Annotated in this window: 24 protein-coding genes; 11 read left to right on the forward strand and 13 right to left on the reverse strand. The window is 68.1% G+C overall.

Annotated features, from left to right (window positions below):
- The first annotated feature begins 74 nt into the window (after positions 1-74).
- Together ACYVDN_RS15325 and ACYVDN_RS15330 are read left to right on the forward strand one after the other, a co-directional pair.
- Positions 75-428: an ArsR/SmtB family transcription factor gene (locus tag ACYVDN_RS15325; protein WP_460573048.1), complete on the forward strand. Its 354-nt coding sequence runs from the start codon at positions 75-77 to the stop codon at positions 426-428.
- Positions 425-853 (forward strand): SRPBCC family protein, encoded by a 429-nt coding sequence (locus ACYVDN_RS15330; protein ID WP_460573049.1) that lies wholly within the window; start codon positions 425-427, stop codon positions 851-853. The genes ACYVDN_RS15325 and ACYVDN_RS15330 overlap by 4 nt, the downstream gene beginning before the upstream one ends.
- A gap of 311 nt (positions 854-1,164) precedes the next feature.
- On the opposite strand, the gene ACYVDN_RS15335 is transcribed toward ACYVDN_RS15330, so the two are convergent.
- Both ACYVDN_RS15335 and ACYVDN_RS15340 read right to left on the reverse strand, forming a co-directional pair.
- Positions 1,165-1,491, reverse strand: a complete 327-nt coding sequence (locus ACYVDN_RS15335) for a cupin domain-containing protein (RefSeq protein WP_460573050.1) — start codon at positions 1,489-1,491, stop codon at positions 1,165-1,167.
- A 197-nt stretch (positions 1,492-1,688) separates the two neighbouring features.
- Positions 1,689-3,143 carry an NAD(P)/FAD-dependent oxidoreductase gene (locus ACYVDN_RS15340; protein WP_460573051.1) on the reverse strand — a complete coding sequence of 485 codons (1,455 nt, stop codon included), beginning with the start codon at positions 3,141-3,143 and terminating at the stop codon, positions 1,689-1,691.
- 298 nt (positions 3,144-3,441) lie between these two features.
- Here ACYVDN_RS15340 and ACYVDN_RS15345 point away from each other — a divergent pair, with 298 nt between their 5' ends.
- Genes ACYVDN_RS15345 through ACYVDN_RS15355 form a run of 3 tightly spaced genes read left to right on the forward strand, consistent with a single transcriptional unit; the run spans position 3,442 to position 7,720 of the window.
- Positions 3,442-4,305: a MurR/RpiR family transcriptional regulator gene (locus ACYVDN_RS15345; RefSeq protein WP_460573052.1), complete on the forward strand. Its 864-nt coding sequence runs from the start codon at positions 3,442-3,444 to the stop codon at positions 4,303-4,305.
- Positions 4,306-4,312: 7 nt separating this feature from the next.
- The gene (locus ACYVDN_RS15350; RefSeq protein WP_460573053.1) at positions 4,313-5,131 is read left to right on the forward strand and encodes a serine hydrolase; all 819 of its coding nucleotides are present in this window, start codon (positions 4,313-4,315) and stop codon (positions 5,129-5,131) included.
- A 54-nt stretch (positions 5,132-5,185) separates the two neighbouring features.
- Positions 5,186-7,720, forward strand: coding sequence for a PKD domain-containing protein (locus tag ACYVDN_RS15355; RefSeq protein WP_460573054.1), 2,535 nt, complete (start codon positions 5,186-5,188; stop codon positions 7,718-7,720).
- A gap of 122 nt (positions 7,721-7,842) precedes the next feature.
- On the opposite strand, the gene ACYVDN_RS15360 is transcribed toward ACYVDN_RS15355, so the two are convergent.
- From ACYVDN_RS15360 to ACYVDN_RS15375, 4 genes are read right to left on the reverse strand one after another with little or no spacing between them, the layout of a single operon-like run.
- A complete protein-coding gene (locus tag ACYVDN_RS15360; protein WP_460573055.1) occupies positions 7,843-9,501 on the reverse strand; it encodes a multicopper oxidase family protein in 1,659 nt (552 codons plus the stop codon).
- Positions 9,494-9,955 carry a hypothetical protein gene (locus ACYVDN_RS15365; RefSeq protein WP_460573056.1) on the reverse strand — a complete coding sequence of 154 codons (462 nt, stop codon included), beginning with the start codon at positions 9,953-9,955 and terminating at the stop codon, positions 9,494-9,496. The genes ACYVDN_RS15360 and ACYVDN_RS15365 overlap by 8 nt, the downstream gene beginning before the upstream one ends.
- Positions 9,956-9,959: 4 nt before the next feature.
- The gene (locus ACYVDN_RS15370; protein ID WP_460573057.1) at positions 9,960-10,424 is read right to left on the reverse strand and encodes a YybH family protein; all 465 of its coding nucleotides are present in this window, start codon (positions 10,422-10,424) and stop codon (positions 9,960-9,962) included.
- A gap of 47 nt (positions 10,425-10,471) precedes the next feature.
- The gene (locus tag ACYVDN_RS15375; protein WP_460573058.1) at positions 10,472-11,665 is read right to left on the reverse strand and encodes an NAD(P)/FAD-dependent oxidoreductase; all 1,194 of its coding nucleotides are present in this window, start codon (positions 11,663-11,665) and stop codon (positions 10,472-10,474) included.
- Between the two features lie 169 nt (positions 11,666-11,834).
- On the opposite strand from ACYVDN_RS15375, the gene sigJ reads away from it, so the two are divergent.
- A complete protein-coding gene (gene sigJ / locus ACYVDN_RS15380) occupies positions 11,835-12,776 on the forward strand; it encodes a sigma-70 family RNA polymerase sigma factor family protein (RefSeq protein ID WP_460573059.1) in 942 nt (313 codons plus the stop codon).
- A 278-nt stretch (positions 12,777-13,054) separates the two neighbouring features.
- On the opposite strand, the gene ACYVDN_RS15385 is transcribed toward sigJ, so the two are convergent.
- Entirely contained in the window at positions 13,055-14,185 is a 1,131-nt protein-coding gene (locus ACYVDN_RS15385) for a dipeptide epimerase (RefSeq protein WP_460573060.1), read from the reverse strand.
- A 76-nt stretch (positions 14,186-14,261) separates the two neighbouring features.
- Entirely contained in the window at positions 14,262-14,930 is a 669-nt protein-coding gene (locus tag ACYVDN_RS15390) for a TetR/AcrR family transcriptional regulator (protein WP_460573061.1), read from the reverse strand.
- Positions 14,931-15,006: 76 nt separating this feature from the next.
- Between ACYVDN_RS15390 and ACYVDN_RS15395 the strand changes: the two genes are divergently transcribed.
- Positions 15,007-16,146 carry a Rossmann-fold NAD(P)-binding domain-containing protein gene (locus ACYVDN_RS15395; RefSeq protein ID WP_460573062.1) on the forward strand — a complete coding sequence of 380 codons (1,140 nt, stop codon included), beginning with the start codon at positions 15,007-15,009 and terminating at the stop codon, positions 16,144-16,146.
- Positions 16,147-16,317: 171 nt separating this feature from the next.
- Here the strand turns inward: ACYVDN_RS15395 and ACYVDN_RS15400 are convergent, their stop codons facing one another.
- Complete coding sequence (locus ACYVDN_RS15400; RefSeq protein WP_460573063.1) at positions 16,318-18,036, reverse strand: esterase-like activity of phytase family protein; 1,719 nt, start codon at positions 18,034-18,036, stop codon at positions 16,318-16,320.
- Positions 18,037-18,188: 152 nt separating this feature from the next.
- On the opposite strand from ACYVDN_RS15400, the gene ACYVDN_RS15405 reads away from it, so the two are divergent.
- The 4 genes from ACYVDN_RS15405 to ACYVDN_RS15420 all read left to right on the forward strand — a co-directional run bounded on the left by ACYVDN_RS15405 (position 18,189) and on the right by ACYVDN_RS15420 (position 21,142).
- Complete coding sequence (locus ACYVDN_RS15405) at positions 18,189-18,341, forward strand: hypothetical protein (protein WP_460573064.1); 153 nt, start codon at positions 18,189-18,191, stop codon at positions 18,339-18,341.
- Positions 18,342-18,513: 172 nt separating this feature from the next.
- Positions 18,514-19,926 (forward strand): aspartate aminotransferase family protein, encoded by a 1,413-nt coding sequence (locus ACYVDN_RS15410; protein WP_460573065.1) that lies wholly within the window; start codon positions 18,514-18,516, stop codon positions 19,924-19,926.
- Positions 19,927-20,075: 149 nt separating this feature from the next.
- The gene (locus ACYVDN_RS15415; protein WP_460573066.1) at positions 20,076-20,501 is read left to right on the forward strand and encodes a Rid family hydrolase; all 426 of its coding nucleotides are present in this window, start codon (positions 20,076-20,078) and stop codon (positions 20,499-20,501) included.
- A gap of 245 nt (positions 20,502-20,746) precedes the next feature.
- On the forward strand, positions 20,747-21,142 hold the full coding sequence (locus tag ACYVDN_RS15420; RefSeq protein ID WP_460573067.1) for a VOC family protein: 396 nt from the start codon (positions 20,747-20,749) through the stop codon (positions 21,140-21,142).
- A 21-nt stretch (positions 21,143-21,163) separates the two neighbouring features.
- Here ACYVDN_RS15420 and ACYVDN_RS15425 read toward each other — a convergent pair whose 3' ends face one another.
- The 4 genes from ACYVDN_RS15425 to ACYVDN_RS15440 all read right to left on the reverse strand — a co-directional run bounded on the left by ACYVDN_RS15425 (position 21,164) and on the right by ACYVDN_RS15440 (position 25,958).
- Complete coding sequence (locus ACYVDN_RS15425; RefSeq protein ID WP_460573068.1) at positions 21,164-21,760, reverse strand: GNAT family N-acetyltransferase; 597 nt, start codon at positions 21,758-21,760, stop codon at positions 21,164-21,166.
- An 80-nt stretch (positions 21,761-21,840) separates the two neighbouring features.
- Positions 21,841-22,611, reverse strand: coding sequence for a TRIC cation channel family protein (locus ACYVDN_RS15430; RefSeq protein WP_460573069.1), 771 nt, complete (start codon positions 22,609-22,611; stop codon positions 21,841-21,843).
- A gap of 113 nt (positions 22,612-22,724) precedes the next feature.
- A complete protein-coding gene (locus ACYVDN_RS15435) occupies positions 22,725-24,188 on the reverse strand; it encodes an APC family permease (RefSeq protein WP_460573070.1) in 1,464 nt (487 codons plus the stop codon).
- A gap of 399 nt (positions 24,189-24,587) precedes the next feature.
- The gene (locus ACYVDN_RS15440) at positions 24,588-25,958 is read right to left on the reverse strand and encodes an LLM class flavin-dependent oxidoreductase (RefSeq protein WP_460573071.1); all 1,371 of its coding nucleotides are present in this window, start codon (positions 25,956-25,958) and stop codon (positions 24,588-24,590) included.
- Position 25,959: the final 1 nt, after the last annotated feature.

Consider the following 25,959-nt stretch of genomic DNA (forward strand, 5'->3'; position numbering starts at 1 on the left):
AAATACAAATGGACATGAGTACAAGGGTGTACTTGTGGATGCTAGAGTCGCTGCAACGGCAGTGAGGAGTCGGGTTGGGAACGGGCACCGAAGCTTCGGCGAGTGAGCGAGCGGTGATCGACCGTGCGATGCGCGCTCTGGCAGACGGCAACCGGCGTGCGATCCTGGCCGAGATACGCGAGCATCCTCGCGCTGTCGGCGACATCGCGGGAGTGCTCGTGCTCTCGCAGCAGGTCGTCTCGCACCATCTTCGAGTGTTGCGAGACGCAGAACTCGTGGCGGAGACCCGCGACGGCACGCGTCATCTCTTCGTCGTGCGCACGGACGGGCTCGCCGCCGTGCGTGACTACCTGGACGGATTCTGGCCCGCCCAGCTCACCAGGCTGAAGGCTGCGGTCGAAGCAGCGGCGGAGAAGGCCGGCCGGTGACCGACTTCAACACGTCGATCGACATCGATGCTTCGCCCGATGCGGTATTCGACTTTCTGGTGACCGCGGAGGGAATGACGGCATGGATGGGAGAGTTCGCCATGCTCGAGCCCCGCGAGGGAGGCCGGTTCGAGGTGGACATCGCCGGCTATCCGGTCCGCGGACACTACCTCGAGGTGGATCCGCCCCGACGCGTGGTGGTGTCGTGGGGCTTTGCCGGAAGCGATGATCTTCCGCCTGGGGCGTCGCGCGTCAGCTTCGAGCTCGTGCCGATCGACGGCGGCACCCGCGTCGAACTGACGCACAGCGGCCTTCCGGATGCCCGACTCGCCGGGCACGGTAGCGGCTGGGCGCATTTCCTTCCGCGGCTTCGCGCGGCCGGCTCCGGGCATCCGCTTGGGGTGGACCGCTGGCGTCCGGCGTAACCGCCGCGTCTGCCGCCGGCGACCGCTGGTCGCCATCCACCCCGACGGGTCGTCGTCACCATCAACCCGGGGTCGTCGTCGCTTCACCCGCCCGAAGTGGTCGCCATTTGTTGTGGGCTCATCTCCGCCCCACCGCGAAGTCGTCGCCACTTGTCGTGGGTTCGGCGTCGGGGATTCCACACCAGGTGGCGACGACTTGGCGCGGGTGGTCTGTGGTGTCACCACCATCCGGCCGAGCCACCACCATCCCATCCCGCCCAACCACCACGATCTGGGCGCGGCGAGGTGTGGGTGGTGCCGAGACGGGCGGCTCAGGAGGCGGGGATCGCGTAGACCTTGCGGACGCGGTCGGCAACCCGCCAGATCGTACGGTCGCCGTTCGCGAAGTGGATGACGTCGCCGGGGCCGACCTCGAGCGTCTGTTCGCCGTCGAGGAGCTCGATGGTCGCCGAGCCCGCGATGATCACCGACACCTCGTCGATCTCGGTATCGCTCATCGCGCCGGCGGTCATCTCCCAGACGCCGATCTCGGTGCCGTTGACGTCCGAGAGCACAGCGTCGCCGGTCGTCGGCGACCCCTCGATGACCTGCTCGGGGGCGACCGGCGTGAAGACGAGTTCGGCGTCAAGTGCGTTCATGTGTCCATCTTCTCGTTCGGCAGGCTGGGTAGTCGGAGTTGGCGGGCTGCCGGATCGGCGTCGAGCCGGCATTGGGTCGCTATCGCGCCGGCTGGCGGATCGCTATTGCGCCACTTGCGCGCTATTGCGCCCGTCTAAGTGGCGCAATAGAGCGCAAATGGCGCAGTTGGGTCGGCGGAGCCCGGCGCTTCGGTGGCTCAGGAGTCGAAGCCGAGGCCGACGGCATCCATCGTGCGGAGGAACAGGTTGCGGTTGCCCTCGTTGTGGTCCGCGCGGTCGAGCGCCCACCGCATGAGGTTGACGCCGACCGACGCCGCGGGCTCCGGCGGGAACGGGAGCGGCCTGCTGCGCACCATCTTCAGCTCGGTGCGCTCGGTCCGGATGCCCGCCAGCAGGTCCAGCATCACCTCGGCGCCGAAGTGCGTGGCCGCCACCCCGAGCCCGGTGTATCCCGTCGCGTAGGCGATGCGCCCGTCCCGCGCCTTGCCGTAGAACGCGCAGAACCGGCTGCAGGTGTCGATCGCGCCCGCCCACTTGTGGGTGAACCGCAGGCCGTCCAGCTGCGGGAACGTGGTGAAGAAGTGCTCGGCGAGCCGCCGGTGGGTCACGTCGCGCACCTCGTAGTCCGAGCGCACCCGGCCGCCGTAGTGGTAGATCGCGTCGTATCCCCCGTAGAGGATGCGGTTGTCAGCACTCAGCCGGTAGTAGTGGAACTGGTTCGCGCTGTCGCCCAGGCCTTGCCTGCCGTGCCATCCGATGGCATCCAGCTGGGCATCCGTGAGCGGTTCGGTCATCAGCACGTAGTCGTAGACCGGCACGGTGTAGAGCCGGTTGCGCTTCAGCAGCGACGGGAAGACGTTCGTGCCGAGTGCGACCTTCTTGGCGCGAACCACTGCGGATGACGGGCGTCCGGTGAGGTCCAGCGCGGAAGTGTGCACATCCACGCCGTCGCCCACGCTCAGCCCCGAGGTGACCAGCCCGGTCACGGGGGTGTTCTCGAAGAGCTGCACGCCGGCATCCGCACACGCTCGCGCCAGCGCCCGCGCCAGTTTGGCCGGGTGCACGATCGCGCTGTCCTTCACGTGGAACAGTCCGCCGAGATAGGTGGGCGAGTGCACGGATGCCCGCATCGCCGCCTCGTCGAGGAAGACGGAGTCCTCGCCGTCGGCACCCTCGTGCAGCCACTCCAGCTGGTGCGGTTCGACGGCCAGGTCGATAGCGCCGTTGCGCTCCCAGTCGGCGTCGAGCCCCAGCTCCCGGATCGTCGCCTCGATCGCGTCGAGGTTCTCGCGTCCCATGCGCGCCAATCGGTCGTACTCGTCGGCGAAACGGGTACGGCCGTTCTCCTCGCCGTGGGTGAGGCTCGACTCGGCGAAGCCGCCGTTGCGACCGGAAGCCGCCCACGCGATCGTCTTCGCCTCCAGCAGCACCACCGAGCGCGACGGATCGCGGCGCTTGGCGAGTAGTGCGGTCCACAGACCGGAGTAACCGCCCCCGACCACGACGAGGTCGGCCGAGGTGTTCGACGTGAGCGACGGGTAGGCATCGCCCGGGGCGTCCTCGAGCCAGAACACTCCGCGGGCCGTGCCCGACAGCGCGTGGTCGACGGTGGCGGCGCTCGGGCGCTGACGCTCGAACACTGTTGTGCCCATGGGATGCCTCACTCGGGGTCTGGCGCATTCGACGGCGTGATCGCTCGCCCGCCGCTCCATTCTCGCAAGCGCCCTCACGCGGACGCCCGGGGATTCAGTCGCGAATCACCGCTGTTCCGGCCGATTCGTCCGCTCTCCGCGACCGCCGAGCCGGCCCCGAAAGGGGTCGACGCAGCCCCGGGGTGGTGGATATGATCTGCATCGATGGCCTCGATGATGAAAATGATTGACATGGGCTCGACGGTGGGCGTGTGAGTGGCGGGCGCATGGGTGACGCACGCATGAGCGGCGCTCGGCCATGAGCATCCAATCGAGCATCCAGGCGCGGACGGATGGCTATCCACCGTCGATGAAGCGCATCGCGGAGATCATCGTCGCCCGCCCTCAGGCGGTGCTGGAGCTGACGATCACGGAGCTCGCGCGGCTGTGCGAGACGTCGGAGACCACGCTCGTGCGCTTTGCGAGGACGCTCGGATTCGCGGGATACGCCGCGCTCAAGCTGCAGATGGCGGCCGAGCTCGCGGCCGAGACGGCTCAGTTGGGCGCGGCAAGCAGCTACGGATCCGACATCGCGCCGTCGGACACGCTCGCCGAAACCGTCGCGAAGATCAGCGGCTCGGAGCTGTTCGGCATTCGCGAAACCGCCGCGAGCATCGACCTCGACTCCCTGCAGAGAACGATCGATGCCGTCGCGGATGCGCAGCGCACGGTCGCCTTCGGAGTGGCCGCCAGCAACATGGGCGCGCGCGATCTCAGGGAGAAGCTGCTGCGCATCGGCCGCGTCGCTCTCGGATTCACCGACGCGCACGACGCCGTGAGCTCGGCGTCGCTGCTCGGACCGAACGATGTCGTGATCGGCTTCTCGCACAGCGGCCAGACGCGCGAGGTGTGCGAATTGCTCCGCGTCGCGCACGCGGGTGGAGCGACGACGGTGGCGATCACCAACGTGCCGGACTCGCCCGTCACGCGAGATGCCGATCTCGTGCTGCTCACGTCGGTACGCGAGACCACGTTCCGATCCGGCGCGATGGCGAGCCGCATCGCCCAGCTGACGATCGTCGACTACATCTTCGTCGGCGTCGCCCGCACGACGTACGAGGCCAGCGTTCAGGCGCTCAAGACCAGCCGCGAGAGCCTCACCCGGCTGCGCGGGGACAGGTAGGAGATCGGTGCCCGTCGTCGCTTACGTCCTGACCGATGAGCAGGGCCGAGTGCTTGCGTCCCGCAACGCGCGCACCGTTGTCTACGCGGCGTCCACTGTGAAGCTCGGGGTGATGCTCGCTGCCGTCATCGCGTCCGAACGGGGTGAGCTGAGTCTGGATGACCCACTCGAGTGCCGCCGCGAGTTCGAGTACACAGATGCAGATGCAGATGCAGATGCAGATGCAGATGCAGATGCAGATGCCGATGCCGATCCCGATCCCGATCCCGATCCCGAGACCTTTCGCCTCGATCCGGACGACAGCGACCCGTTGTTCCCCAGCGACGGCGAACAGGCGACCATCCGCGAGCTCGCCTCGATGATGATCGTGCGCTCGTCGAACGAGGCGACGAACGTGCTCTTCGACCGGCTCGGGCCGCAGCGGATCGCCGAGGCGTTCCGACTGTGCGGCGCCGGGGCGACGCGCATGGAGCGACGCATCGGCGATTGCCGCGCCGTGCGGGCGGGGCTCACCAACGAGACGACGGCCGCTGATCTGGTGGCGATCATGCGTCGCATCGTCGGCAGCGGCATGACGACGAGGACGAACGCCGAGTGGATGCGTGACGTGCTCGAGGGGCAGGAACATCCGCGGATCGGATCGGTCGTGCCTGACAGCGTTCCGTGGGGCTCGAAGGCCGGCGACGTGCCAGGCATCGAGCACGACGTCGCGTTCGTCGGGCCCGCCGGATCCCGCCGATATCTGGCGGTCTGCACGCGAGGATTCGAGCCCGAGCAGGGGCGAGAGGTCATCCGTGCGATGGCCGAAGCGCTGCTGAACGGGTAGCACGCGAGCTTTCCGGCCCATCGGGGGGCCGGATTCCCAAGGGAGGGATGACAGATGGCACACGCACATCGCAGAAGTCTCGGTTCAGGGTCGGGTGACGCGCCGCCCCCACGGCGCTGGCGCTGGCTTGCGGCGTTGGTGCCCGCAGCCCTGATCGCTTCGTTCGCTCTGGCCCAGCCGGCGTTCGCCGACACGCCGTCGAGCGACAGCGCGCTGGGTGCGAAGATCGCGAGCGTCGCGCTCAGCCAGGTCGGCAACGGCGACAACCCGGTCGTGACGGGTTTCGGCGGCCTCAACTGCAATCCGTACACGACGATGGTCGCCGGGTTCTCCGCCAACTCCAACGGCTGCGGCAACGATTCAACGTTCAACGTGCGCAACTCGAACGAGAACTGGTGCGCCGACTTCGTGAAGTGGGTCTGGCAACAGGCCGGCATCACGCAGGATATGAACACGATCAACGCAGCGGCCTCTAGCTTCGTGCAGTGGGCGATGGATGACGGCCAGACACCGGTCGCGGACTCGGGCACTCCTGTGGTGGGCGACGCCGTCGTGTTCTTCCACGCCGGTGCGATCACCCCTGCAAGGTATGCCGATCACGTCGGGATCGTCGTCGCCGTGCATCCTGACGGCACCGTCGACATGGTGAACGGCGACTTCAGCAGCTCCGTCAACGTCAAGGTGGAGCACGACGTCAACCTCGATCTGACCACCTTTGCGCACAACACCTGGAGCTCGGGCGAGGTGTGGACGCTGGTCTCGCCGCCGACGGCGGCGCAGCATGCGAACCCCCAGGCATCCATCTCGGGACCTGACACCGCGGTGGTCGGCACGAATGCCGTGTACCACGCACGCGGCTCCGAAAAGGGCGGCTCGATGACCGGGTACTACTGGATGTTCGGCGACGGCCGCGCCACGAACAGCAACGGTGCGGATGTCACGCACACGTTCGCCACGCCCGGCATGCACACCATCTCGCTGACCGCGACGTCGAACTTCGGCACCATCACCTCGATTACGAAGAACGTGAACGTGGTCGGGGCGTCGGCCTCGGTCGCCGCGGTGCCGTCGACCGACACGTGGTACTCGAGCTATCCGCTGTCGTACTACCGGTTCGTGAGGGCGAGCAGCGGTCTCGCGGCCGATGTGTGGGATGGCGCGAGCTGGCTTCAGCTGCAGACTGCAGGCACCCCGTCATCCACCGGGGCCATCGCCTCGCTCGCCTACAGCGACCCGGAAGTGAACTCCGCAACGACACCGCACGCCTATTACCGGGCGCAGGACGGATCGCTCGCCGAGACGTATCTCGGTTCGAACGGCTGGGTGAGCGCGACGCTGCCTGGCACGCCGGCAGAGGGTGCCGACGTGGTAGCCGTGTACGGGGCAGCCGGTCCCGAGGTGTTCTTCGTGGATGCCGCCGGGCACCTGAACGAGACGAGCGAGCGGTCGGGCACGTGGTCGACTGCGACCTTGTCGGGCTCTTCCGTGCAGGCGGCGCCTCTCGCGGTCGCCGAGACCGCCGGCGGGCCGACGCTCTTCGCGGTCGGACACAACGGCAAGCTGACCACGACATCGCAGGCCGGTCGCTCATGGCCGACGGTGCCCTCGAAGGTGGGCGCATCGAAGGATGCCAGGCTGTCGGCACTCACGACGCCCGATGGTGTCGCGAGCGTCGTCGTGAACGGTGCGGTCGGTGCGAGCGGCAAGGGCAGGCCCGCCCTCGTTCAGCTGACCCAGAAGTCGCGCGGCGCGTGGAACGTGACGGCTCTTCCGGGCAGCCCCGCCGCCGGTGCCGTCGCCGCGTCGACGTATGAGCTGCCGAGCGCGGTGTCAGGTGCGATCGGGAACTTCCCGAACCCGCCAGGGACGCTCGTGAACGGCCCGGCTCAGCCGCTCGGAACCGTTGTCGCGTATGCGGGCGCCGACGGGCATCCTGCGGTGACATACAACGACGGGTCCGGATGGCGGACCGCTTCGCTTCCCGGTACGACCACGGGCGTCACGGGAATCGCGGCCGAGCCGATCGCGCACCAGCCGCTGCAGGTGTACTTCGACACGGCATCCGGTCCCGCCATGGACACCACGGGTGACACTGCACCGCCGAGTGGACCGTGGACGACGCAGGACCTGCCCAAGGCGCCTGCGGCGTTCGCCGACCGGATCCTGCTGTATTCGGCAGGGTCCGGCGATCTGGCCGCAGCCCAGGCTGCTGCTGCGGCCGCCGGTCTGCCGTCGAGCCAGGTGACCACGTCGTATCAGGTGGCGTGGGCGGCGACGCTCTCCGGTGACCACTTCGTGATCGCTGTCGGGCAGGCCGCGTTGAACGCGCTCGAGTCCAACACGTGCGGGTGGACCAACCCCTCCGCCGTCGACCCGGGCAGCACGCCGTTCGACTACGTCACCCGAGCCCTGAACGTGCTGCCGGGCGCCGACCTGTTCATGAACGGGGCGGCCGCTACCGCGTCGCAGACGCAGCAGCGGGCGGTCGACATGGCGTACTACGCGGTGCACGGTGTGCTGCCTGCCGGCCAGACGGCGCTTCCCGCCGCGGCCGCGTCGGCGCACACCTGCCTCGGGTCCGCGTCGTAAGACGGCGAGGCGGGTTTCGAGACGCGCGCTTCGCGTGCTCCTCAACCAGCGGAAAGGGTGAGTCACCCGCCGTGGGTTGAGGAGCTCGCGGCGTAGCCGCGCGCGTCTCGAAACCCGCTCGCTCACATCAGCTCGAGGTTGGCCATCATGCCCATGTCCTCGTGCTCGGCGTTGTGGCAGTGGAACAGGTAGCGTCCGCGCCAGCCCTCGAAGCGGGTGATGAGTTCGACGGCTTCGCCCGGCCGCAATGACACGGTGTCCTTGAGCCCCGAGTCGTGCGCCAGCGGCGCCTTGCCGTTCCGTGTCAGAATGCGGAACCCCACCAGGTGCAGATGCACCGGATGATCCGCGTCGGCGATCAGCCGCCACACCTCGACGTCGCCGAGAACCGCGGTGACGTCCGGTCGGTCCGGATCGAACGGCTTGCCGTCGATCAGCCAGCCCTGGCCTGCGCCCATGCGTCCGGCCCGGAACGCGAAGTCACGCACGGCGGAGGCATCCGCTCGCCGCCAGGCCGGCAGATCGGTGGCGAGCGTGTGCGGAACACGGCTGTCGTCCTGCGCCGTGCGGGCGACGACGAAGGCCATGACATCCCTCGTCCGTCCGCTGCCGAGGGTGTTGACGAGCCGCACGCGGGAGCCGACGGGCAGACCCGCGAAGTCGACCACCACGTCGTAGCGCTCGGCCGGGGCGATGGGGATCGCGCTGAGCGTCACAGGCTTCGCGAGCAGTCCCTGGTCCGCGCCGACCTGTACAAGGTCGAGTCGTCGCCCGCCGTCGGTGATCGCCTCCAGGCTGTACTGCCGGGCGTTCGATGCGTTCAGGATGCGCAGTCGGTATCGTGCGGCATCCACTTCGTGCACGGGCCATGGAGCCCCATTGACCAGGATGACGTCGCCGAAGACCCCGCCGAGATAGTGGTCCTCCACGCCGGGCCGCCCCTTCAGCGTCGGGTCGTTCGAGGGGTAGGCCAGCTCACCGTCAGCACCGAACGCCCGGTCGCCGATCATGAGAGGGAGTTCGCGATCGCCGCATGGCAGACCGAGGTTCTCCTCGTCGTCGTCGCGGATCAGGTGCATTCCGGCCAGCCCTCGCCAGATCGCCGGGGCGGTGAAGTCCATGCGGTGGTCGTGGTACCAGAGCTGCGTCGGTCGCTGGTCGGACGGGTAGGTGTACTCGCGGGTGAGTCGCGTCACCACTGCCCGCGGGTCGTGCATGCCGTTCGGGGCATTCATTCCGGTCATGCTGCTCATGCCGGCCATGTCGTGCATGCCGCTCGCGGAATCGGTGTCGTCTCGGCTGCTCGCCGCGGTGTCGGGCCAGCCTGTCGGCAGCACCAGGTCGGTCGGGTACCCGTCCGACGCCGCCGGCGTGTGGCCGCCATGCAGGTGCACCACCGTCGGGACGGGGAGCTCGTTGTGGTGGGCGATCGTCACGGGCCGTCCGCGTCGCGCCTCGATGGTGGGCCCCGGGAAGGTGCCGCCGTAGGTCCACAGCCGCGTGCTGACTCGTGGCAGCACCTCGGCACGCACCTCGTGCTGGACGATCTCGTACCTGTCGGCCCCGCCACTCGTGGAGGCGGGCCTGAGCACGGCGGGGATCGGGAGCGGCACCGTGTAGGGCGCGGGGAGCGGAACCTGGCTGGTCAGCTGTGCGACCGCACTCGGCGACCGGGTGCCCAGCACGGCGGCGGTCGAGAATCCGGCCGCCGCCATCACGCCGAGCGACCCGCCGATTCCGATCAGCTGTCGCCGGGTGAGGCCGGCGGGAGTGTCACGCATCGTCGGTCATCCGCTCCGCTTGTTGCGGTGATTCGGGTGCCGCCGGGAATGCCTGCACCTTGCCGATCGGACCCCGCCAGGCCGTGATGAACTGCACGACGAGAGCGACGACGACGCCGACACCGAGCGGAATGTGCAGCCACAGCGGACCGTGCTCGCCGATGTAGTACTGCAGCGTCTCGGCGACGGCGATTGCGGCGGATGCCGGAAGCGGCCAGCGCACCCTCAGCCGCACGAACACCACGATCGCGACGACCAGCTGCGCGTATCCGAGCGTGGTGACGATGTTCGCGCCTATCTCGTGCCAGCCGAGGGCGTCGAAATCGCCGGAGAGATACACGCCGGCGAAGACCGGCTGGCCGATGACCGCAACGAGGTGCAACGTGACGACGGCCCGGAAGAACCAGCCGCTCGGCCAGGTGCGGGTGGGGGATGCCTGGGATGCGCTCACCATGTCGTCAGGGCTCGAGGCCCGTCATCCCCTTTCCGGTCTGGAAGTCCAACGGAACGGATGCCTGGTCGTGCACGATCAGCCACACTCCGTCGATCTTGCGGAAGCAGAACGTGCCGCGCACCCACATGCCGCTGGTAGCGGTGCCGTCGACGAGGGTTCCGCTGATGCGGCCGAAGCCGTGTGCGAACGCCACGACGTCTCCGACCTCGACCGCCAGGTCGCGCAGCTCATAGTGCAGGTCCGCGAACATGCCGAACGCACGCGTCCAGTTGCGAAGCTTGGCCTCGAGGCCGACGTGCTGCAGCGGCGGCTCGACGTCGAAGGACACGATGTCCGCCGCGTAGATACGGCCGAGGGCGTCGAGGTCCTTCTCGTGAAGCTTCTCGATCAGCGCGTCGATCTGGTGCCGGATGTCTGTCTCGTCGGCTGCTCGCTGTGCATCCGCCTCCATGGTTTCTGGGGTGGTCATCATCTTCTTCGTCTCCTCTGTTTGAGTCTCATCGTGGGTCCGATCCGCTACTCGACCAGCGGTTTCGCAGGCGCGAGTTGCGCGCTTGCGGGCCGCGGGCCGCCCTTCGGCCAGGGGAGGAGTCCGGGCTTGCGTGCCTCGATGCGGATCTTGCGCACGCTGAAGCGGCTCGTGAACTCCTTGTATCCGATGCCGAGCGGACCGGTGATGTAGAGGCTCATCGAGCTGTCGTCCTTATGGGCGAATTGGCGCACGGCCGCGTGGCGGCCGAGGCTGACGCACGATCCAGTGAGGGCGAGGTCGATCGATTTCGGAGCTGTGCCTGCGATGCGGCTCAGTACGGTGTTCGCCGCCTGCGCGCCGAGAGGACCCGCCGCCTGGCAGCTCATCCGCACCGGTTGTCCGGACGGCGCAGCGGCGTCGCCGGTCGCGACGATGCGGTCGTCGTCGATGCTGGTGAGCGTCTCGTCCGTGAGCAGTCGGCCCAGCTCATCGGTGCGCAGTCCGCTCGTCGCGGCGAGCGCGGGGGCCCCGAAGCCGGCCGCCCAGATGGTGAGGGCGCTCGCCTGCTCGGTGCCGTCGGTGAGGCACACGGACTCGGTGCCGACCGAGGCCACGCGCGCGGACTCCAGCACGGTGACGCCGTGGCGCGGCAGCCACGATGCGATGTAGCGGCGGGCGCTCGCGCTGAACGTCGGCACCAAGGCGCCTCCGCCGACCAGCGTGACGGTGCGCCCTTGTTCGGCGAGCTCGGCGGCGGTCTCGATGCCGGTGAGACCGCCTCCGACGACGGTGATGGGGGCATCCTGCGGCAGCTCGGCAAGTGCGGTGCGGATGCGCTGCGCCGCCTCGAACTCGCCGACCGGCAGTGCGAAATCGCGCGCTCCTGGTACGGACGGCGGCGCCGAGCACGTGCTGCCGACGGCGTAGATGACGTAGTCGAAGTCGATGGCATCTCCCGAGGCCAGATGCACCGTGCTCGCGGCGGTGTCGATGAGTGTCGCGGTGTCGACGACCAGCCGCACGTCATCCGCCAGGATCGTGTCGAAGTCGACCGTGGCATCTGCTGTGCCCGCGACGAGCTGGTGAAGGCGCACCCGCTCGACGAACTGTTGCCGGGGGTTGACGAGCGTGATGTCGACGTCGTCGCGCATGCGCAGATGATTGGCGGCGAGCGCTCCCGCGTAACCCCCACCGATCACGACGACCTGATGACGTGTGCTGCTTTCTGACGGCGACATGACCGACTTCCTTCTCCCGATCGCCGCACCCGCTGCGCGGCGTCTCACTAGTCCGACAGCACGAGGTCACGGAATGTCAGGCACCCGGTCACGGGAACGTCCTGCCTGACATCCGCACCACCTGACTTGTCGTACCTGTGAGGGCAGAATCGTTCGAGGGGACGAGAACATGACGATGAGGCAGGAGCCGGATGACCGGCTCGATCGAGGCGCGAGCACGGTCGACGGCACGCGACGGCAGCTGATCGGTCTTGCGTATCGGATGCTGGGTTCGGTGGCCGACGCGGAAGACGTCGTGCAGGAGGCGTACGAGCGCTGGTATGCGATGTCGCCGGACGAGCAGGATGCCATCCGGTCGCCGGGCGCGTGGCTCACGACGGTCACGAGCCGCCTCTGCCTCAATGTGCTGTCGTCTGCGCGGGTGCGACGCGAGACCTACGTCGGCGAGTGGATCCCCGAGCCGGTGCCCGAGTCCGCCGAGTGGCTCACCGGGCGTTCCGGCGGTGCTTCCGTGGACCCCGCCGACCGCGTCACGCTCGACGAGTCGATCAACATGGCGTTCCTCGTCGTTCTCGAGTCGCTGACGCCCGCGGAACGCGTGGCGTTCATCCTGCACGACGTGTTCTGCTACTCGTTCGCGGAGGTCGGCGACATCGTCGGACGCACCCCCGGGGCGTGCAGGCAGCTGGCATCATCGGCGCGGGCGCGCATCCGGGCGTCGCGCAACGGCGCCCCTCGGAGCCCGTCGACGCCCACCGCCACGCAGGCCAGCATCATCAGGAGCTTCAAGGTGGCGTGGGAGGCGGGCGACGTGGATGCCCTCGTCGGGCTGCTCGATCCGGATGTCACCGCGACGAGCGACGGCGGCGGACGCGTCAACACGGTGCTGCGCCCGATCGAGGGCATCGACCAGATCGCGCGTTCGTTCCTGAAGTTGAAGAGCGTCTTCCTCGATCTGACCATCTCGGAGCGCACGGTGAACGGGCAGCCCGGCCTGATCGCGCAGCGCGACGGCGTCACCGTGTCGGTCTACGCGTTCGAGATCGAGGATGACCGCATCACCCACATCTGGGCCATCCGCAACCCGGAGAAGCTCCGCCCCTGGAGGTGAGGTGGTGCCCGCCGGTACCCTCCCGGCTATTGCGCCCGGAGTACCCCTCCCGGCTATTGCGCCCGGGGTACCCCTCCCGACTATTGCGCCATTTGCGCTCTATTGCGCCAGCAAGAGTGGCGCAATAGAGCGCAAGTGGCGCTGGTGACGGGTCAGGTGGCCGCCCTCGCGGGTTGAGGAGCACCGCGAAGCGGCGCGTCTCTCGCGGGTTGAGGAGCACCGCGAAGCGGCGCGGCATGCACCGCGTGCTCCTCACCCCACGGTATGCGCAGCGGGATCTACTCGCCCTGAGGCGACACAGCGAGACCGCGGATGCCCAGGCCGGGCTCGCCGGACATGGAGACGACGTCCCCGTCGTAGTGAATGCCGCCGAGGACCGGCGACTCCGACATCCACAGCCCCGCGTCGAGGTCGTGTGCGATGCCGGCCGAGCTGCCGTCGACCGCAGCGACCGCATCGATCGACGCCGCAACCGCCGCCACGGCCGCGATGCCGACCTGGCTCTCCATCATGCAGCCGACGATGGTGGCGATGCCGGCGCTCGCCGCGAGGTCGCGCACGGCGAGGGCCTCCCGGATTCCGCCCGTCTTGGCGAGCTTGATGTTGATCAGGTCGGCGGCGTTGCGGGCGATCACCTCGCGGGCATCCCTGCTCGTCCACACACTCTCGTCGGCGAGCACCGGCGTCTCGACGTTCGCGGTCACGAACGCCAGACCCTCCAGGTCATCGCGATGCACCGGCTGTTCGATGAGCTGAACGGCGAGACCGAGGTCTTCCCACGCGCGGATGACGTCGACGGCCTGCTCAGGGGCCCAGCCCTGGTTCGCGTCGGCGCGGAGCGTGACATCCGGGCCGACGGCATCCCGCGCGGCGCGCATGGCGGCGATGTCGTCTCCGCCGGCGCCGACCTTGAGTTTGAGGGTGTGGAAGCCGGCATCCCTGTGTCGAACGGCCGTCCGAACGAGAGCCTCGATTCCTGCGTCGTTCGCGACTGCGGACAGGGTCATGTCGGTGCGAACGCGCGCGTTGGATGCCCCGAGCAGCTCGTACAGCGGGACTTCCGACTGCTGCGCGGCCAGATCGTAGATCGCACAGTCGACCGCCATCCGAGCGGCGGAGTTGCGCACGACGGCGCGTTCAAGCGCCAGGCTCGCGCCAGCAGGGTCGTCGACCGGGAGCCCGAGGACGGCATCTCGCAGCGGACCCTCCACCGCCGCCGTCACGCTCGCGACGCTCTCGCCGGTCACCCGCCAGCTCGTCGGCGCCTCGCCCCAGCCGCTGCGCCCCTCTGCATCGACCACCTCGACGAGCAGCGCGTCGATCGAGGTCGCGGTGCGCACCGCCGTCACGAACGGCCGCACGAGGGGAACGGACCTGCGGTGCAGCCGCACGGCGGCGATCGTGGTCATGGGTTCCAACTTGACATACTTCGTCTTTGCTGTGCCACTTCGGTCATCCAGGTGCGTCTGCCCGTCGCAACGCGGCTCAGCCGGTGACGCCGAGGCCCGCGGCGACGCCCGCACGGATGCGCGCCGCCCGCTCGGCGGGAGTCGCCTTCGGGTCGAGCAGCACGGCCTGTGCGACGGCCGAGCTCGCGCCGACGAACGCACCGGCCAGGCCGGCGGCCTGCGGGGCATCCAGGTTCTCGAAGCGGGCGAGCAGGGCAGCGCCGATCTGCTTGGTCGCCTCGAGCTGTGCAAGGGCGCCGCGCGCTCGCACGGCGGCAACCGAGTCGACCAGGCGCAGGCGCAGGGCGGCGCGCTCGCTCACGAGGTCGTCGTCCGGGGTCGTCGCCGAGGCGTCGAGCGCGCGGAGCAGCACCTGCGCGGGCTGCTCGTCGGGGGCGGCCTCGCGGATCGTGCGCACGGCCAACTCGATCCTGTCGTCGCCCGGAGCGAACAGCAGGGCATCCTTGCCCTCGAAGTATCCGAAGAACGTACGCGTTCCGATGTCGGCCGCCGCAGCGATGTCGGCCACCGTCGTCTCGTCGTAGCCCTTCGACGCGAAGAGCTCGACGCCCGCACGCACGATGCGTTCCCGTGTCTGCGCTCGCTTGCGTTCCCGCAGCGTCTGCATGCCGCCTGGCTGCGCGCCGTCCGCCGAAATGCTCCCCGCCGACATGCCGCCCGCCTGTGCGCCCTCAGTTGCACTCACGGTTGACATCCTAGCAGTCGATGCTAAATTGCACTTGATGCGAATATGCATCGAGTGCAGAAATATGAAGGAGAGGATGATCGTGGTTCGCACCGTGCTCATCTCGGGCGCCGGAATAGCCGGAACGACACTCGCCTGGCAGCTCGCCGCCATCGGTATCGAGGTCACAGTGGTCGAGAAGTCCGCCGGACAACGATCGAGCGGCAACCCCGTCGACGTTCGCGGTGATGCGCTCGACATCGTGGCGGCGATGGGCGGCGAAGAGCGCCTGAGGGATGCCGCGACGCGGGTCACCACGCTCGTCGCAGTGAACCGAGCGGGCAGGCCCTTCGCGAGCATCCCCGCCTCTGCGGCGGCGGGAGGAGTCGCAAGCGTCGAGGTTCCGCGATCGGAACTCGTGCACATCCTGTCCGATGCGGCAGCGCCCAGGGTGCGCCTCGTCATGGACGAGTCCGTCGCTGCGCTGCACCAGCGCGCAGAAGGCGTCGACGTCGAATTCGAGTCGGGCGCCGCAGCGACTTTCGATCTCGTGGTCGGCTCGGACGGGCAGCACTCGCGAGTGCGCTCGCTCGCGTTCGGCCCTGAAAGACGGTTCGCCAGCCGGCTCGGCATGTTCGTCGCGACCGTCGAGTCGCCGGGGGAGCAGCTCGACCCTCACGTGGTGACGATGCTCAACGTGCCAGGGCGATCGTTCACGCTCCATCCCTCGAGCGGCCGGCCGGGTGGCGCGTTCATCTTCCACAGCGAGCTCGCCCTCGACCCCGACCGTCGGGAATGGGACCGCGCCATCGTCGCTGACGCCTATGCGGGACTCGGATGGCGGGTGCCCGAGTTCGTCGAGCGATTCACGACCGCCGACGAGGTCTACTTCGACACCGTCACCAGGATCGCGCTCGAATCGTGGTCGGTCGGCCGGGTGGTGCTGCTCGGCGACGCGGCATCGTCGGTGTCGCTCTTCGGCGACGGGTCGAGCCTGGCCATCGTGGGTGCGCGCACGCTCGCGCAGGCGATTGCGGGGCATCCGTCGGATGTCGCCGCGGCGCTCGCGGAGTACGAGGCCCGCCACAGGGAGCTGGTCATGCCGAAGCAGCGAGGAGTGCGCCCCATGTCGAACTTCTTGGTGCCGCGCACGGCGGCCGGATTGGCCACACGGAATGCCGGGCTGCGTGCGATCTCGGCCGGCGCATCACTGCGCGATGCACTGCGCAGGCGGTGATGTGCTCGGACCCTGAAGCGCGGTGGATGCCCGGAACCCGCTGGTCGAGCAGCGCCGACCGTAGGTCGACGCGTATCGAGACCACGCACCGATCCGGCACGGGTCTCGATACGCGTGCCGCTGCGCGGCGCGCTACTCGACCAACGAAGTCTCGCAGCACCATCCAGTGCCTCAGCGCAGGTCCTTCACGCCCTTCGGCGCAACGAGGATCGTGACGGTCGCCGTGCTGTTCGCGTCGTTCAGCTTGGTGGTGTCGATCTTCAGGTACTCGCCGTCGTCCTGAGTGCCGTTCGGCAGCATCTTGGCGTGCAGCTGATACGGAGTCGTCGAACCGGTGACTCCGTCGATTCCGAAGTCGTTGTCGTTGCTGACCACGAGCGTCTTGCCGCCGTCGGTCGTCGCGACGCCTTCCACCTTGTCGTGGCCGAAGAATCCGCCGGTCGGGTCGAGCTTGGTCACGAGTGCGCCCAGGTCGACATCCGTCGCCTTCTTCACCGGAGTGATGCCCACCGAGGCGAGCGCCGTGGTGGCGGTTGCGGTGTCATCCGTGCCGACGAAGGCCTCGATCGAGCTCTGCGCGGCGCCGACGAGCAGCCCGCCCTTCTTCGCGTTGTAGGTCGCGCTCGTGACCTTCGAGCTCGGACCGACATCGGTCGCCCCGGTCAGGTCGATCTTGTAGAGCTGCTTGAACGCGTTCGGCTCGAAGTTGCCGTCGCGCTCATCCACGATGAACTGCGTGTTCGAGATGGCCGTGATCTCGCTGACCGCGCCCGCGTGAATCTTCGGGTCGGTGAGCAGGTAGAGGTACTCGTGCGTGGCCTTGGTCTTGAGGTTGTAGGTCACGATGCGAGTCGGCGCCACCTGAGCGGGCTTCGCGGTGAGGTCGGGCGTCTGCAGCGCCGACTGCATGATGCCGACCAGCGTGCTGCCGTCGGGCGTGATCGTCAGACCCTCCATGCCCTTGTTCGGCACACGCTGCGCCAGCTCGGCGGGCAGGCTGCCATCGAACGGCGAGAGGCGGCCGATCTGCCTGCCGTTCTTGTCGAAGTGCGTGATGAAGGGGCCGTACTCGTCGGAGACCCAGAACGTGCCGTCCGGAAGTGCGACGAGGCCCTCGGAGTCGTAGCCGTTCGGGCTCTTCGGCAGCACGTTGCCGTTGATGTCCTCGATGGTCTCGCCCGTGTCGGCCTGGCCATTGACGAGGCCGTTGTAGCCAGAGCCGTCGGCGGCCCTCAGCGGGATCGTCTTCTCGAGAACGGCCTTGCCGTCGACGAGCTTGAACTTGCCGATCGCCGGGTTGAACGTCGGCATCGGTTCCATCTTCGAGCCGTCCGGCACGTCGACGTTCGGACCGCGATCGGTGAGGCCGTAGACCTCGTCGGACGAGTGCGGAACGGGGGCGACCGAGGAGCCGTATGCGCCTCCGGTGATCTTCACGCCGCCGATCGTGGCCAGCGGAGGAAGGTTCGTCTTGAACAGCGAGACGGCGTCGTTGACCGTGTAGGTGAACGAGTCGGAACCGACGAAGCCGGCCTGCGGCGTGTACGAGAACGTGCCGTCGCTGTTCAGAGCAAGCGTGCCGTGCGCCGTGTTCGTGTGCGAGACGATCGTGGCGGATGCACCGGAGTCGTTGTCGAGGATGCTGTACTTCGGCTTGATCGACTGTCCCTGGGAGATGAGGTAGGAGTCGGCGTTCGCGGTGGCGGGACCATTGGCGTGGCCGTTGCCGCCCTGGTTCCCGTGGTCACCGCCCTGGCCGTTGTTGTTGCCCTGGCTGTTGCCGGCGGCGAACGGGTGCGCCGGCGCGGCCGATGCGGCACCGGCGGTGACGCACGACAGCGCCACTCCGAACGCTATGGCTGAGGTGAGGATGACTGATCTGCGTCGCATTGGGGGCTCCTTCGCGGAATGAATGCACGAAGGAGCCTTCTCGCGGCAGGTGACTCTGTCAGGACGTTCAGGTGGCGAAATGTGAGACCAACGGTGAACGAGGAGTGACTCGGCGCTGTCCCGTGGGTAGACCGGCGCGGTACCGTGTGCTCATGTTCAGAAGGTTTCTGCACGGGCTCGGGGCGGTTGTTCTGCGAGTGCTGGACGCTCTGCGGATCATCCTTTCGGGCATGGATGGCCGTCGCAATGCCGATGAGAGCGCGGCGAAGCTGTACCAGCAGCCCCGCGATGAGTATCGACCCTGACCTGCTCCATCTGCAGAGCTGAGACCCGCGAGGGGTGAGGCCCAGGGGACGGTCGCACGGGAATCGCGGGGGAATCGGGCGATTCGTCCGTGCAGGGTGTGGTCGGGCATCCGTCGTCAGCAGAATGATGGGATGACGTTCGTCGCGCAAGGCGACGGGGAGGCAGGGCACGATGACGAGCACTGAGACCGTGGCGACGGGATTCGGCTACGACGAAGCCGATCTGCAGGCGAAGGCCCGCGATCACCTGTGGATGCACTTCGCAAGGCAGTCCGTGATGGAAGACGGCGCAGGCGTCCCCATCATCGTGCGCGGCGAGGGTCACCGGGTGTGGGACATCCAGGGCAAGGAATACATCGACGGGCTTGCCGGGCTCTTCACGGTCAACGCCGGTCACGGCCGCAGGCGTCTGGCGGAGGTCGCGGCCAAGCAGGCAGAGCAGCTGGCGTTCTTTCCGATCTGGTCGTACGCGCATCCCTCGGCGATCGAGCTCGCCGACCGGCTCGCCGGCTACGCTCCCGGCGACCTGAACCGCGTGTTCTTCACCACCGGCGGCGGCGAGGCGGTCGAGACCGCGTTCAAGCTCGCGAAGTACTACTGGAAGCTGCGCGGCAAGTCCACGAAGCACAAAGTGCTGTCACGCTCCATCGCCTATCACGGCACCACGCAGGGCGCTCTTGCACTCACGGGCATCCCGGAGATGAAGCAGATGTTCGAGCCGCTGACGCCCGGTGGCTTCCGTGTGCCGAACACCAACTTCTATCGCGCGGCCGAGCACGGAGCCCCAGCGGATGACCTCGAGGCGTTCGGCCAGTGGGCCGCCAACCGCGTCGCCGAGATGATCGAGTTCGAGGGCCCGGACACGGTCGCCGCGATCTTCCTGGAGCCCGTGCAGAACGCCGGTGGCTGCTTCCCGCCGCCTCCCGGATACTTCCAGCGCGTTCGCGAGATCTGCGACGAGTATGACGTGCTGCTGGTCAGCGACGAGGTGATCTGCGCGTTCGGTCGCATCGGCAGCATGTTCGCGTGCGATGAGCTCGGCTACCAGCCCGACATGATCACCTGCGCGAAGGCCATGACGAGCGGATACTCTCCGATCGGCGCCTGCATCGTCAGCGAGAAGGTGTACGAGCCGTTCAAGCACGGACAGGCGTCGTTCCCGCACGGGTACACGTTCGGTGGTCATCCGGTCTCCGCTGCCGTTGCGCTGGAGAACCTCGACATCTTCGAGGAGGAGCGCCTCAACGAGCACGTGCGCGAGAACTCACCGCTGTTCCGTGCTGAGCTCGAGACCCTGCTCGACCTGCCGATCGTCGGCGACGTGCGTGGCGCCGGGTACTTCTTCGGCATCGAGCTCGTGAAGGACAAGGCGACGCGGGAGACGTTCAACGACGAGGAGTCGGAGCGACTGCTGCGCGGATTCCTGTCGAAGGCGCTCTTCGACGCAGGGCTGTACTGCCGTGCGGATGACCGGGGGGACCCCGTCATCCAGCTGTCGCCGCCGCTCACGATCGGTCCGACCGAGTTCGCGCAGATCCGCGAGATTCTGCACGACGTGCTCACCGAGGCGTCGAACCGCCTGTAGCGCGCGGGACGGGACCACGCCCCGCGTCATCACCGCGTGGGTGTGGCCACCGCCCACCTCCGCCCGGCTCCAAGTCGTCGCCACTTGTTGTGGGTTCGACCGGAGGGATTCCACGGGAAGTGGCGACGACTTGGGGAGGGTGGGGCCGCATGGATGAGCGTCAGGTCAGGCCGACCAAGCGGACGGCGATCGTCTCCCCGGCCTGGGCCGAGTTCTTCGAGGAGACGGGTATTCCGGCGGCCGTGAGCGACGGTGCCACCGTCTACGTCACCGGCCACACCGGAGAAGAGGAGGACTCGACGTTCTCGTCCGATCCGGAGCAGCAGATCAGGCGCACGTTCATCAACATCGCTCAGACCCTTGCCGAGGCCGGCACGGATTGGTCGGAAGTTGTCGAGATCTCCTCTTTCCACGTCGGCCTGCGACGTCAGGCGGCCGCGCTCGACCGTGTCACACGCGAGTTTCTGGCCGAGCCGTTTCCCGCGTGGACCGCGGTGGGGGTGACGGAGCTCTGGTACGAGGAGTCGGTCGTGGAGATGAGCTGCATCGCCGTGCGAGGCGGACCGCGGAGCTGATCCGCGTGGGCGATACCCACCTCGAAGTCGTCGCCACTTGATGTGGGTTCGGGGCACCCACCTCGAAGTCGTCGCCACTTGATGTGGGTTCGGCTGGAGTGATTCCACACGAAGTGGCGAGGGCTTGTGGGGTGGGTGGGGTGGGGCCGGTGGGGACCCACGGCCCTGGGATGCTCGGCCGGGCGCGGCCATTGGAGCGGGCGTTCGACCCGCGTAGCGTGGAGCCGAGACGACGGAGGCGTGGCATGGCGACCGTGAGTGTGCGATACATCGTGGACGACGTCGACGAGGCGATCGCGTTTTACGTCGAGCGGCTCGGATTCCAGGTGGTGATGCATCCGGCGCCGACGTTCGCGATGCTGAACAAGGATGACCTGCGGTTGGTGCTCAGCTCACCGAGCACCGTGGGCGGCGGCGGCCAGAGGATGCCCGACGGCTCGGTGCCCTATCCGGGCGGTTGGAACCGGTTCGCGCTGCAGGTCGACGGCCTGGATGACCTGGTAGGCCGACTGCGCGTCGAAGGGGTTCACACCCGAAGCGAGATCATCGACGGGGTCGGCGGCAGGCAGATCATCGTCGACGACCCGTCGGGGAATCCGGTGGAGCTTTTCGAGCCGACGATCGACGAAGCTCGGCTGTAGGCGGCCGCGCCGCTCAGCCGGTCACCCGATCTTCTTGCGCATGACCCAGCGGTCGCGTCCCGCGAGGTGTGACGTGGTCAGCGCGGCTCGCTCGAATCCCGCCTCCTCGAACAACAGGGTGCTGCCGACGTACCCGGAGATCGTGTCGGCCCGACGCTCGCCCGACGGTCCTGACAGGTCGAGCGGATATCCCTCGACCACGGTCGCGCCGTGCTCTGCCGCGTGCCGTACGGCACCGTCCAACAGGTGGTGCAAGAGCCCCTGCTTGCGGTAGGGCGGCTTGACGACGAAGCAGACGATGGACCAGGCATCCTGGTCATCCACGAACGGGATCGTGCGCGAGTTCATGAGCGTCCGTTGGGATGACCGGGGAGCCACGGAGCACCAGCCGGCCGGCTCCCCGTTCACGTAGGCGAGCACACCCGGCCCCGGTTCGTGCTCGCACTCGTTCATCATGTACGCGCGCGGATCGCCGGACCGTGAGTCGCGGTACGCCATGCACCAGCATCCCTTGCCGTCGGGCTTCTTGACGCCGACGACCTCGTAGAAGCCGTCCCAGTGACCGAACGCCGGTACGACCTCGATCGTTGCGCCTTCGAGGGGAATGCGTGCGACCATGATGCGGCCAGGGTAGCGCCGACCCCCGACATCCGGGCCGCTCACGGCGCATCCGAACTCGAGCCGAACGAGAACGAGCGTCAGTTCCCGTCGTCGACGTTGAGCCCGAGCATCCGCAGCTCCTCCTGCGACTTGCCGGCCAGCTTGCGTCCGAGGAGCGGACGCCGGTCTGAGTGGACCTTGAGCCCCTTCGGCTCCCGGGCGAGCGGCTCCTCCCAGCCGAGGTAGAGCGCGAGCACCCGGAACACGAAGCCGACCAGGAAGGCGATGGTCACGCTGATCCAGTACTCGACGCCCGCCTCGTCGAGCAGAATCCAGACGAGGCCGGTGCCGATCGCCGTCGCGACGAACCACTCCCCGCGGACGAACTGCTTGGGCGTCACGCCGCTCGTCACGTCGATCAGGTAGCGGCCGGCGGTCGGTGCGATGACCGCCATGGCGAGCGCGCCGAGGATCGGGTATCCGGCCTCGATCGCCTTCTGCGCGCCGATGATGGCGTACCAGGGGAGCGAGAACGACGTCATGAACTGGAACGCGCCCTCGCGGAACAGCTGGCCGCGCGCGTAGGCGAGGAAGTAGCCGATGATGCCTGCGATCAGACAGAAGGTGATGTACGCAGGATTGATGAACGCCGACGGCGCCTGCCCCAGGATGACGTCGCGGATGACGCCGCCGGCGATACCCCCGATGATCGCCATCAAGACGATGCCGACGAAGGTGTAGTTGCGATAGTGGTCGGGGCGACGCGCGAGCAGCGCACCGTTGAGCGCGTTGGTCGTCGCAGCGATCAGATCGACGAAGGTTCCCTGACCGAACAGCGACCAGGTGCCGAACGTGAGCTCGGTGTGCATGGGCGTACTCCCTCTAAACCCGCGCGACGCAGCGACGCGCGGTGCAACCCTAGTTGCGGGTTTGCACCGCGGACATCGTGCGATTCGGGGGAAAGCAGGATGCCCCGCTCCGCCTACTCGGACGAGACGAGCTCCTCACGAGCCGCCGCCCTGCGCCGCACGCTGCGCGCCACGATGGGGCCGAGCGCGAACGCCACGGCGAGGAGCACGATGACGCCGATCGCGAGCGGAACGCTTCCGCCGACCAGCGACGGCAGGTTCAGGATGATCAGGATCAGGAAGCCCAGCAGACCGACGAATCCGAGGATCGGCGCGACCAGCGTCCTCCAGCGGCCGCGGCCGTGGGCACCAGCCCGGCGGAAGAACACGACGACAGACACGCTCGTGATCGCCAGCAGCACCACGACACCAACCGACGAGAAGCCCGCCAGCCACGTGTAGAACTGGTTGATCGGGTCGAGCCCGGCGATCGCGCCGACGAGCAGGAGCACGCCGACGACGACGGCGGTGGCGATCGAGGCGCGGTGCGGGGAGCCGTGCCGGTCGTGTGCGACCGACAACCTCGAGGGGAGCGCTGCGCGACTGGACAGGGAGAAGATGTAGCGCGACACGATGTTGTGGAACGACAGGATGCACGCGAAGAGGCTCGTCACGAAGAGCACGTTGATGATGTCTTGACCGACCTTTCCGAGGTAGGTCAGGGTGACATCCGTCAGCATCGTTCCACCGCTCTTCGTCGCCACCTCGACGGCGTGGCTGTCGCCCACCGCGGTGATCAGCGCCCAGCTCGACACCGCGTAGAACACGCCGATGAGCACGAGCGAGAGGTAGGTGGCGCGCGGGATGGTGCGGTCGGGGTTGCGCGCCTCGTCGCGGAACACGGCGGTGGCCTCGAACCCGATGAAGCTCAGGATGGCGAATAGGATGCCCAACCCTGGCGCCCCCGAGACGATCGCCGACGGCGTGATGATGCCGGTCGAGGGGCCTTCAGGACCGCCGTTGAACACGACAGCGGCATCGAGCGCCACAACGATGACGACCTCGGCGATGAGCAGCACCGCGAGCACCCGGCCGGAGAGGTTGATGTTGCGGTAGCCGAGGAACGTGACGATCGCGAACACCACGATCGCGTACGCCCACCACGGCACGTTCGGCACGCCGTAGGAGTGCAGGAGGGTGTTGATGCCCGGCCCGATCAGGCCGTAGACGCCCGCTTCGAGGGTGAGGTACGACAGCAGCGCGACGAAGCCGGTGCCGAGGCCGGCGCTGAATCCGAGGCCCTTGTCGACGTACGAGTAGAAGGCGCCAGCAGACTTCACGAACGGCGTCATCGTGGTGAAGCCGACCGCGAAGAGCAGCAGGACGACTGTGGCGATGATGAACATGGCCGGGAAGCCTGTGCCGTTGCCGTTCGCGATGCCGAGCGGTACGGGGCCGCCGATGACGCCGAGCGGTGATGCCGCCGCGACGACCATGAACACGATGCTGGCGACGCCGAGGCTGCCCCTGAGGCGTGGGGCCGGTTTGCGTCCGGTCGCGTCGTCGACCGCGTCGGTGAGGGTCTCGTCGAGGGCCATGGTCGTTCCGTCCGTCGGGGAAGAGTGGAGTGAGAGGTGCGCGTGGGGATGTCGCGTGACGCTGACGCAGTTGTGCGTTCGTGCACTGAAGCGTGGCGCGAGACTATCGCCGCGCCTCGTCGCGCCGCGATTCACATGACGTTGTGTTTCGGTTCGCGCCGCACCCCCTGCGCATAACTCCTGCAGATCGCCGCGGCCGTGCGAGCCCATCCGCGGAATTCCGGGGGTCGACGGATTCCCGGACTGGGGATAGCAGGAGTTATGCGCAGGGCGGGCGGCCCAGGCGGCAAGGCGGTTGGCCCAGGCGGCGGTGCCGGTGGGGCGGAGGTCGGACGGGCCCGGGTCGAGGGCCGGGCGGGGCCGGCCGGGTCAGCCGAGGCAGGGCGGGGCCGGCCGGGATCAGCCGAGGGCGACCTGGGCGGCGGCGTGGGCCGGATCCACCGCAGGACCGTGGCCGGTGAGCTTCTCGCGGAGAGTGCCCTGCTCGTACGCCGTCTTGTAGCGACCGCGGCGCTGCAACTCCGGCACGAGCAGCTCGGCGACCGCCTGGTACGTCTCCGGCACGGCGGCAGCGGCGAGGTTGAACCCGTCGATGCCGGTCTCCTCCACCCACTCCTCGAGCTGGTCGGCGACCGTTGTCGGCGACCCGACGAAGACGGGGCCGTCGCCGCCGATCTTCACGTAGTCGGCGATCTCGCGCACCGTCCACACCCTGTTCGGATCCGCAGACGAGAACGCCTTCACCGTGCTCTGGATCGCGTCTGACTCCTGCTCGGTGAGCGGCGCGTCAGCGTCGAGGCGGGAGTAGTCGATACCGGTCCAGCCGGCCATCAGCACGAGCGCACCGAGTGGGGATGCCACGTCGAGGTACTCCTCGAACCTGGCCTGCGCCGCAGCATCCGTCTCGGCGACGATCACCGTCTGCTGATTGATGATCGGAACGGCGGATGCCTGCCTGCCGGCCGCTGAGATCGCCTCGCGGAGCGCGGCCACCTGCTTCGCGAGCACCGCCTTGCTGGGCGCCGCGACGAAGACGCTCTCCGCATGCTTCGCGGCGAACCTCATACCCCGCGGCGACGCACCGGCCTGGAAGATGAACGGCGTGCGCTGCGGACTCGGCTCCAGAAGGTGCAGACCGGGAACGCGGAAGAACTCGCCATGGTGTCCGATGGGGTGCACCTTGGTCGGGTCGGCGTAGACGCCACTGGCGACATCCGCGATCACTGCGTCGTCTTCCCAGCTGCGCTCCCACAGCTTGTAACAGACCTCGAGGTACTCGTCCGCGATGTCGTACCGGCGATCGTGAGCTTCCTGGCCGTCGACGCCGAGGTTGAGGGCGCCGCTGTTGAGGTACGACGTGACCACATTCCAGCCGATGCGGCCCTTGGTGAGGTGGTCGAGCGTCGACATGCGGCGCGCGAACGGGAACGGATGCTCGAACGACACGCTCGCCGTCACCCCGAAGCCGAGGTTGCGGGTGACCGACGCCATCGCGGGCACCAACTGCAGCGGATCGCCGACCGGGAGCTGCGCGCCGGTGGACAGCGCGCCGTCAGGGCTGCCGCCGTACACGTCGTAGACGCCGAGCACGTCCGCGAGGAACACCACATCGAAGAGCCCGGCCTCGAGCGTCTTCGCCAGCTCCACCCAGTAGTCGAGGTCGAGGTAGCGGCGGGACTCGTCCCGGGGATGCCGCCACAGCCCTGGCGAGAGGTGCCCGACGGTGTTCATGGTGAAGGCGTTGAGGCGAATGTGGTTCGGATCGGGCACG

Source organism: Humibacter soli, assembly GCF_054779035.1.

Excerpts from the sequence above, each read along its gene's own strand:
- sigJ (WP_460573059.1), top strand. The coding sequence starts at position 11,835 with ATGACGATGAGGCAGGAGCCGGATGACCGGCTCGATCGAGGCGCGAGC.
- ACYVDN_RS15335 (WP_460573050.1), bottom strand. The coding sequence starts at position 1,491 with ATGAACGCACTTGACGCCGAACTCGTCTTCACGCCGGTCGCCCCCGAG.
- ACYVDN_RS15385 (WP_460573060.1), bottom strand. The coding sequence starts at position 14,185 with ATGACCACGATCGCCGCCGTGCGGCTGCACCGCAGGTCCGTTCCCCTC.
- ACYVDN_RS15420 (WP_460573067.1), top strand. The coding sequence starts at position 20,747 with ATGGCGACCGTGAGTGTGCGATACATCGTGGACGACGTCGACGAGGCG.
- ACYVDN_RS15425 (WP_460573068.1), bottom strand. The coding sequence starts at position 21,760 with ATGGTCGCACGCATTCCCCTCGAAGGCGCAACGATCGAGGTCGTACCG.
- ACYVDN_RS15360 (WP_460573055.1), bottom strand. The coding sequence starts at position 9,501 with ATGCGTGACACTCCCGCCGGCCTCACCCGGCGACAGCTGATCGGAATC.
- ACYVDN_RS15410 (WP_460573065.1), top strand. The coding sequence starts at position 18,514 with ATGACGAGCACTGAGACCGTGGCGACGGGATTCGGCTACGACGAAGCC.
- ACYVDN_RS15370 (WP_460573057.1), bottom strand. The coding sequence starts at position 10,424 with ATGACCACCCCAGAAACCATGGAGGCGGATGCACAGCGAGCAGCCGAC.
- ACYVDN_RS15355 (WP_460573054.1), top strand. The coding sequence starts at position 5,186 with ATGGCACACGCACATCGCAGAAGTCTCGGTTCAGGGTCGGGTGACGCG.
- ACYVDN_RS15365 (WP_460573056.1), bottom strand. The coding sequence starts at position 9,955 with ATGGTGAGCGCATCCCAGGCATCCCCCACCCGCACCTGGCCGAGCGGC.
- ACYVDN_RS15375 (WP_460573058.1), bottom strand. The coding sequence starts at position 11,665 with ATGTCGCCGTCAGAAAGCAGCACACGTCATCAGGTCGTCGTGATCGGT.
- ACYVDN_RS15405 (WP_460573064.1), top strand. The coding sequence starts at position 18,189 with ATGTTCAGAAGGTTTCTGCACGGGCTCGGGGCGGTTGTTCTGCGAGTG.
- ACYVDN_RS15400 (WP_460573063.1), bottom strand. The coding sequence starts at position 18,036 with ATGCGACGCAGATCAGTCATCCTCACCTCAGCCATAGCGTTCGGAGTG.
- ACYVDN_RS15415 (WP_460573066.1), top strand. The coding sequence starts at position 20,076 with ATGGATGAGCGTCAGGTCAGGCCGACCAAGCGGACGGCGATCGTCTCC.
- ACYVDN_RS15430 (WP_460573069.1), bottom strand. The coding sequence starts at position 22,611 with ATGCACACCGAGCTCACGTTCGGCACCTGGTCGCTGTTCGGTCAGGGA.
- ACYVDN_RS15395 (WP_460573062.1), top strand. The coding sequence starts at position 15,007 with ATGATCGTGGTTCGCACCGTGCTCATCTCGGGCGCCGGAATAGCCGGA.
- ACYVDN_RS15340 (WP_460573051.1), bottom strand. The coding sequence starts at position 3,143 with ATGGGCACAACAGTGTTCGAGCGTCAGCGCCCGAGCGCCGCCACCGTC.
- ACYVDN_RS15435 (WP_460573070.1), bottom strand. The coding sequence starts at position 24,188 with ATGGCCCTCGACGAGACCCTCACCGACGCGGTCGACGACGCGACCGGA.
- ACYVDN_RS15345 (WP_460573052.1), top strand. The coding sequence starts at position 3,442 with ATGAGCATCCAATCGAGCATCCAGGCGCGGACGGATGGCTATCCACCG.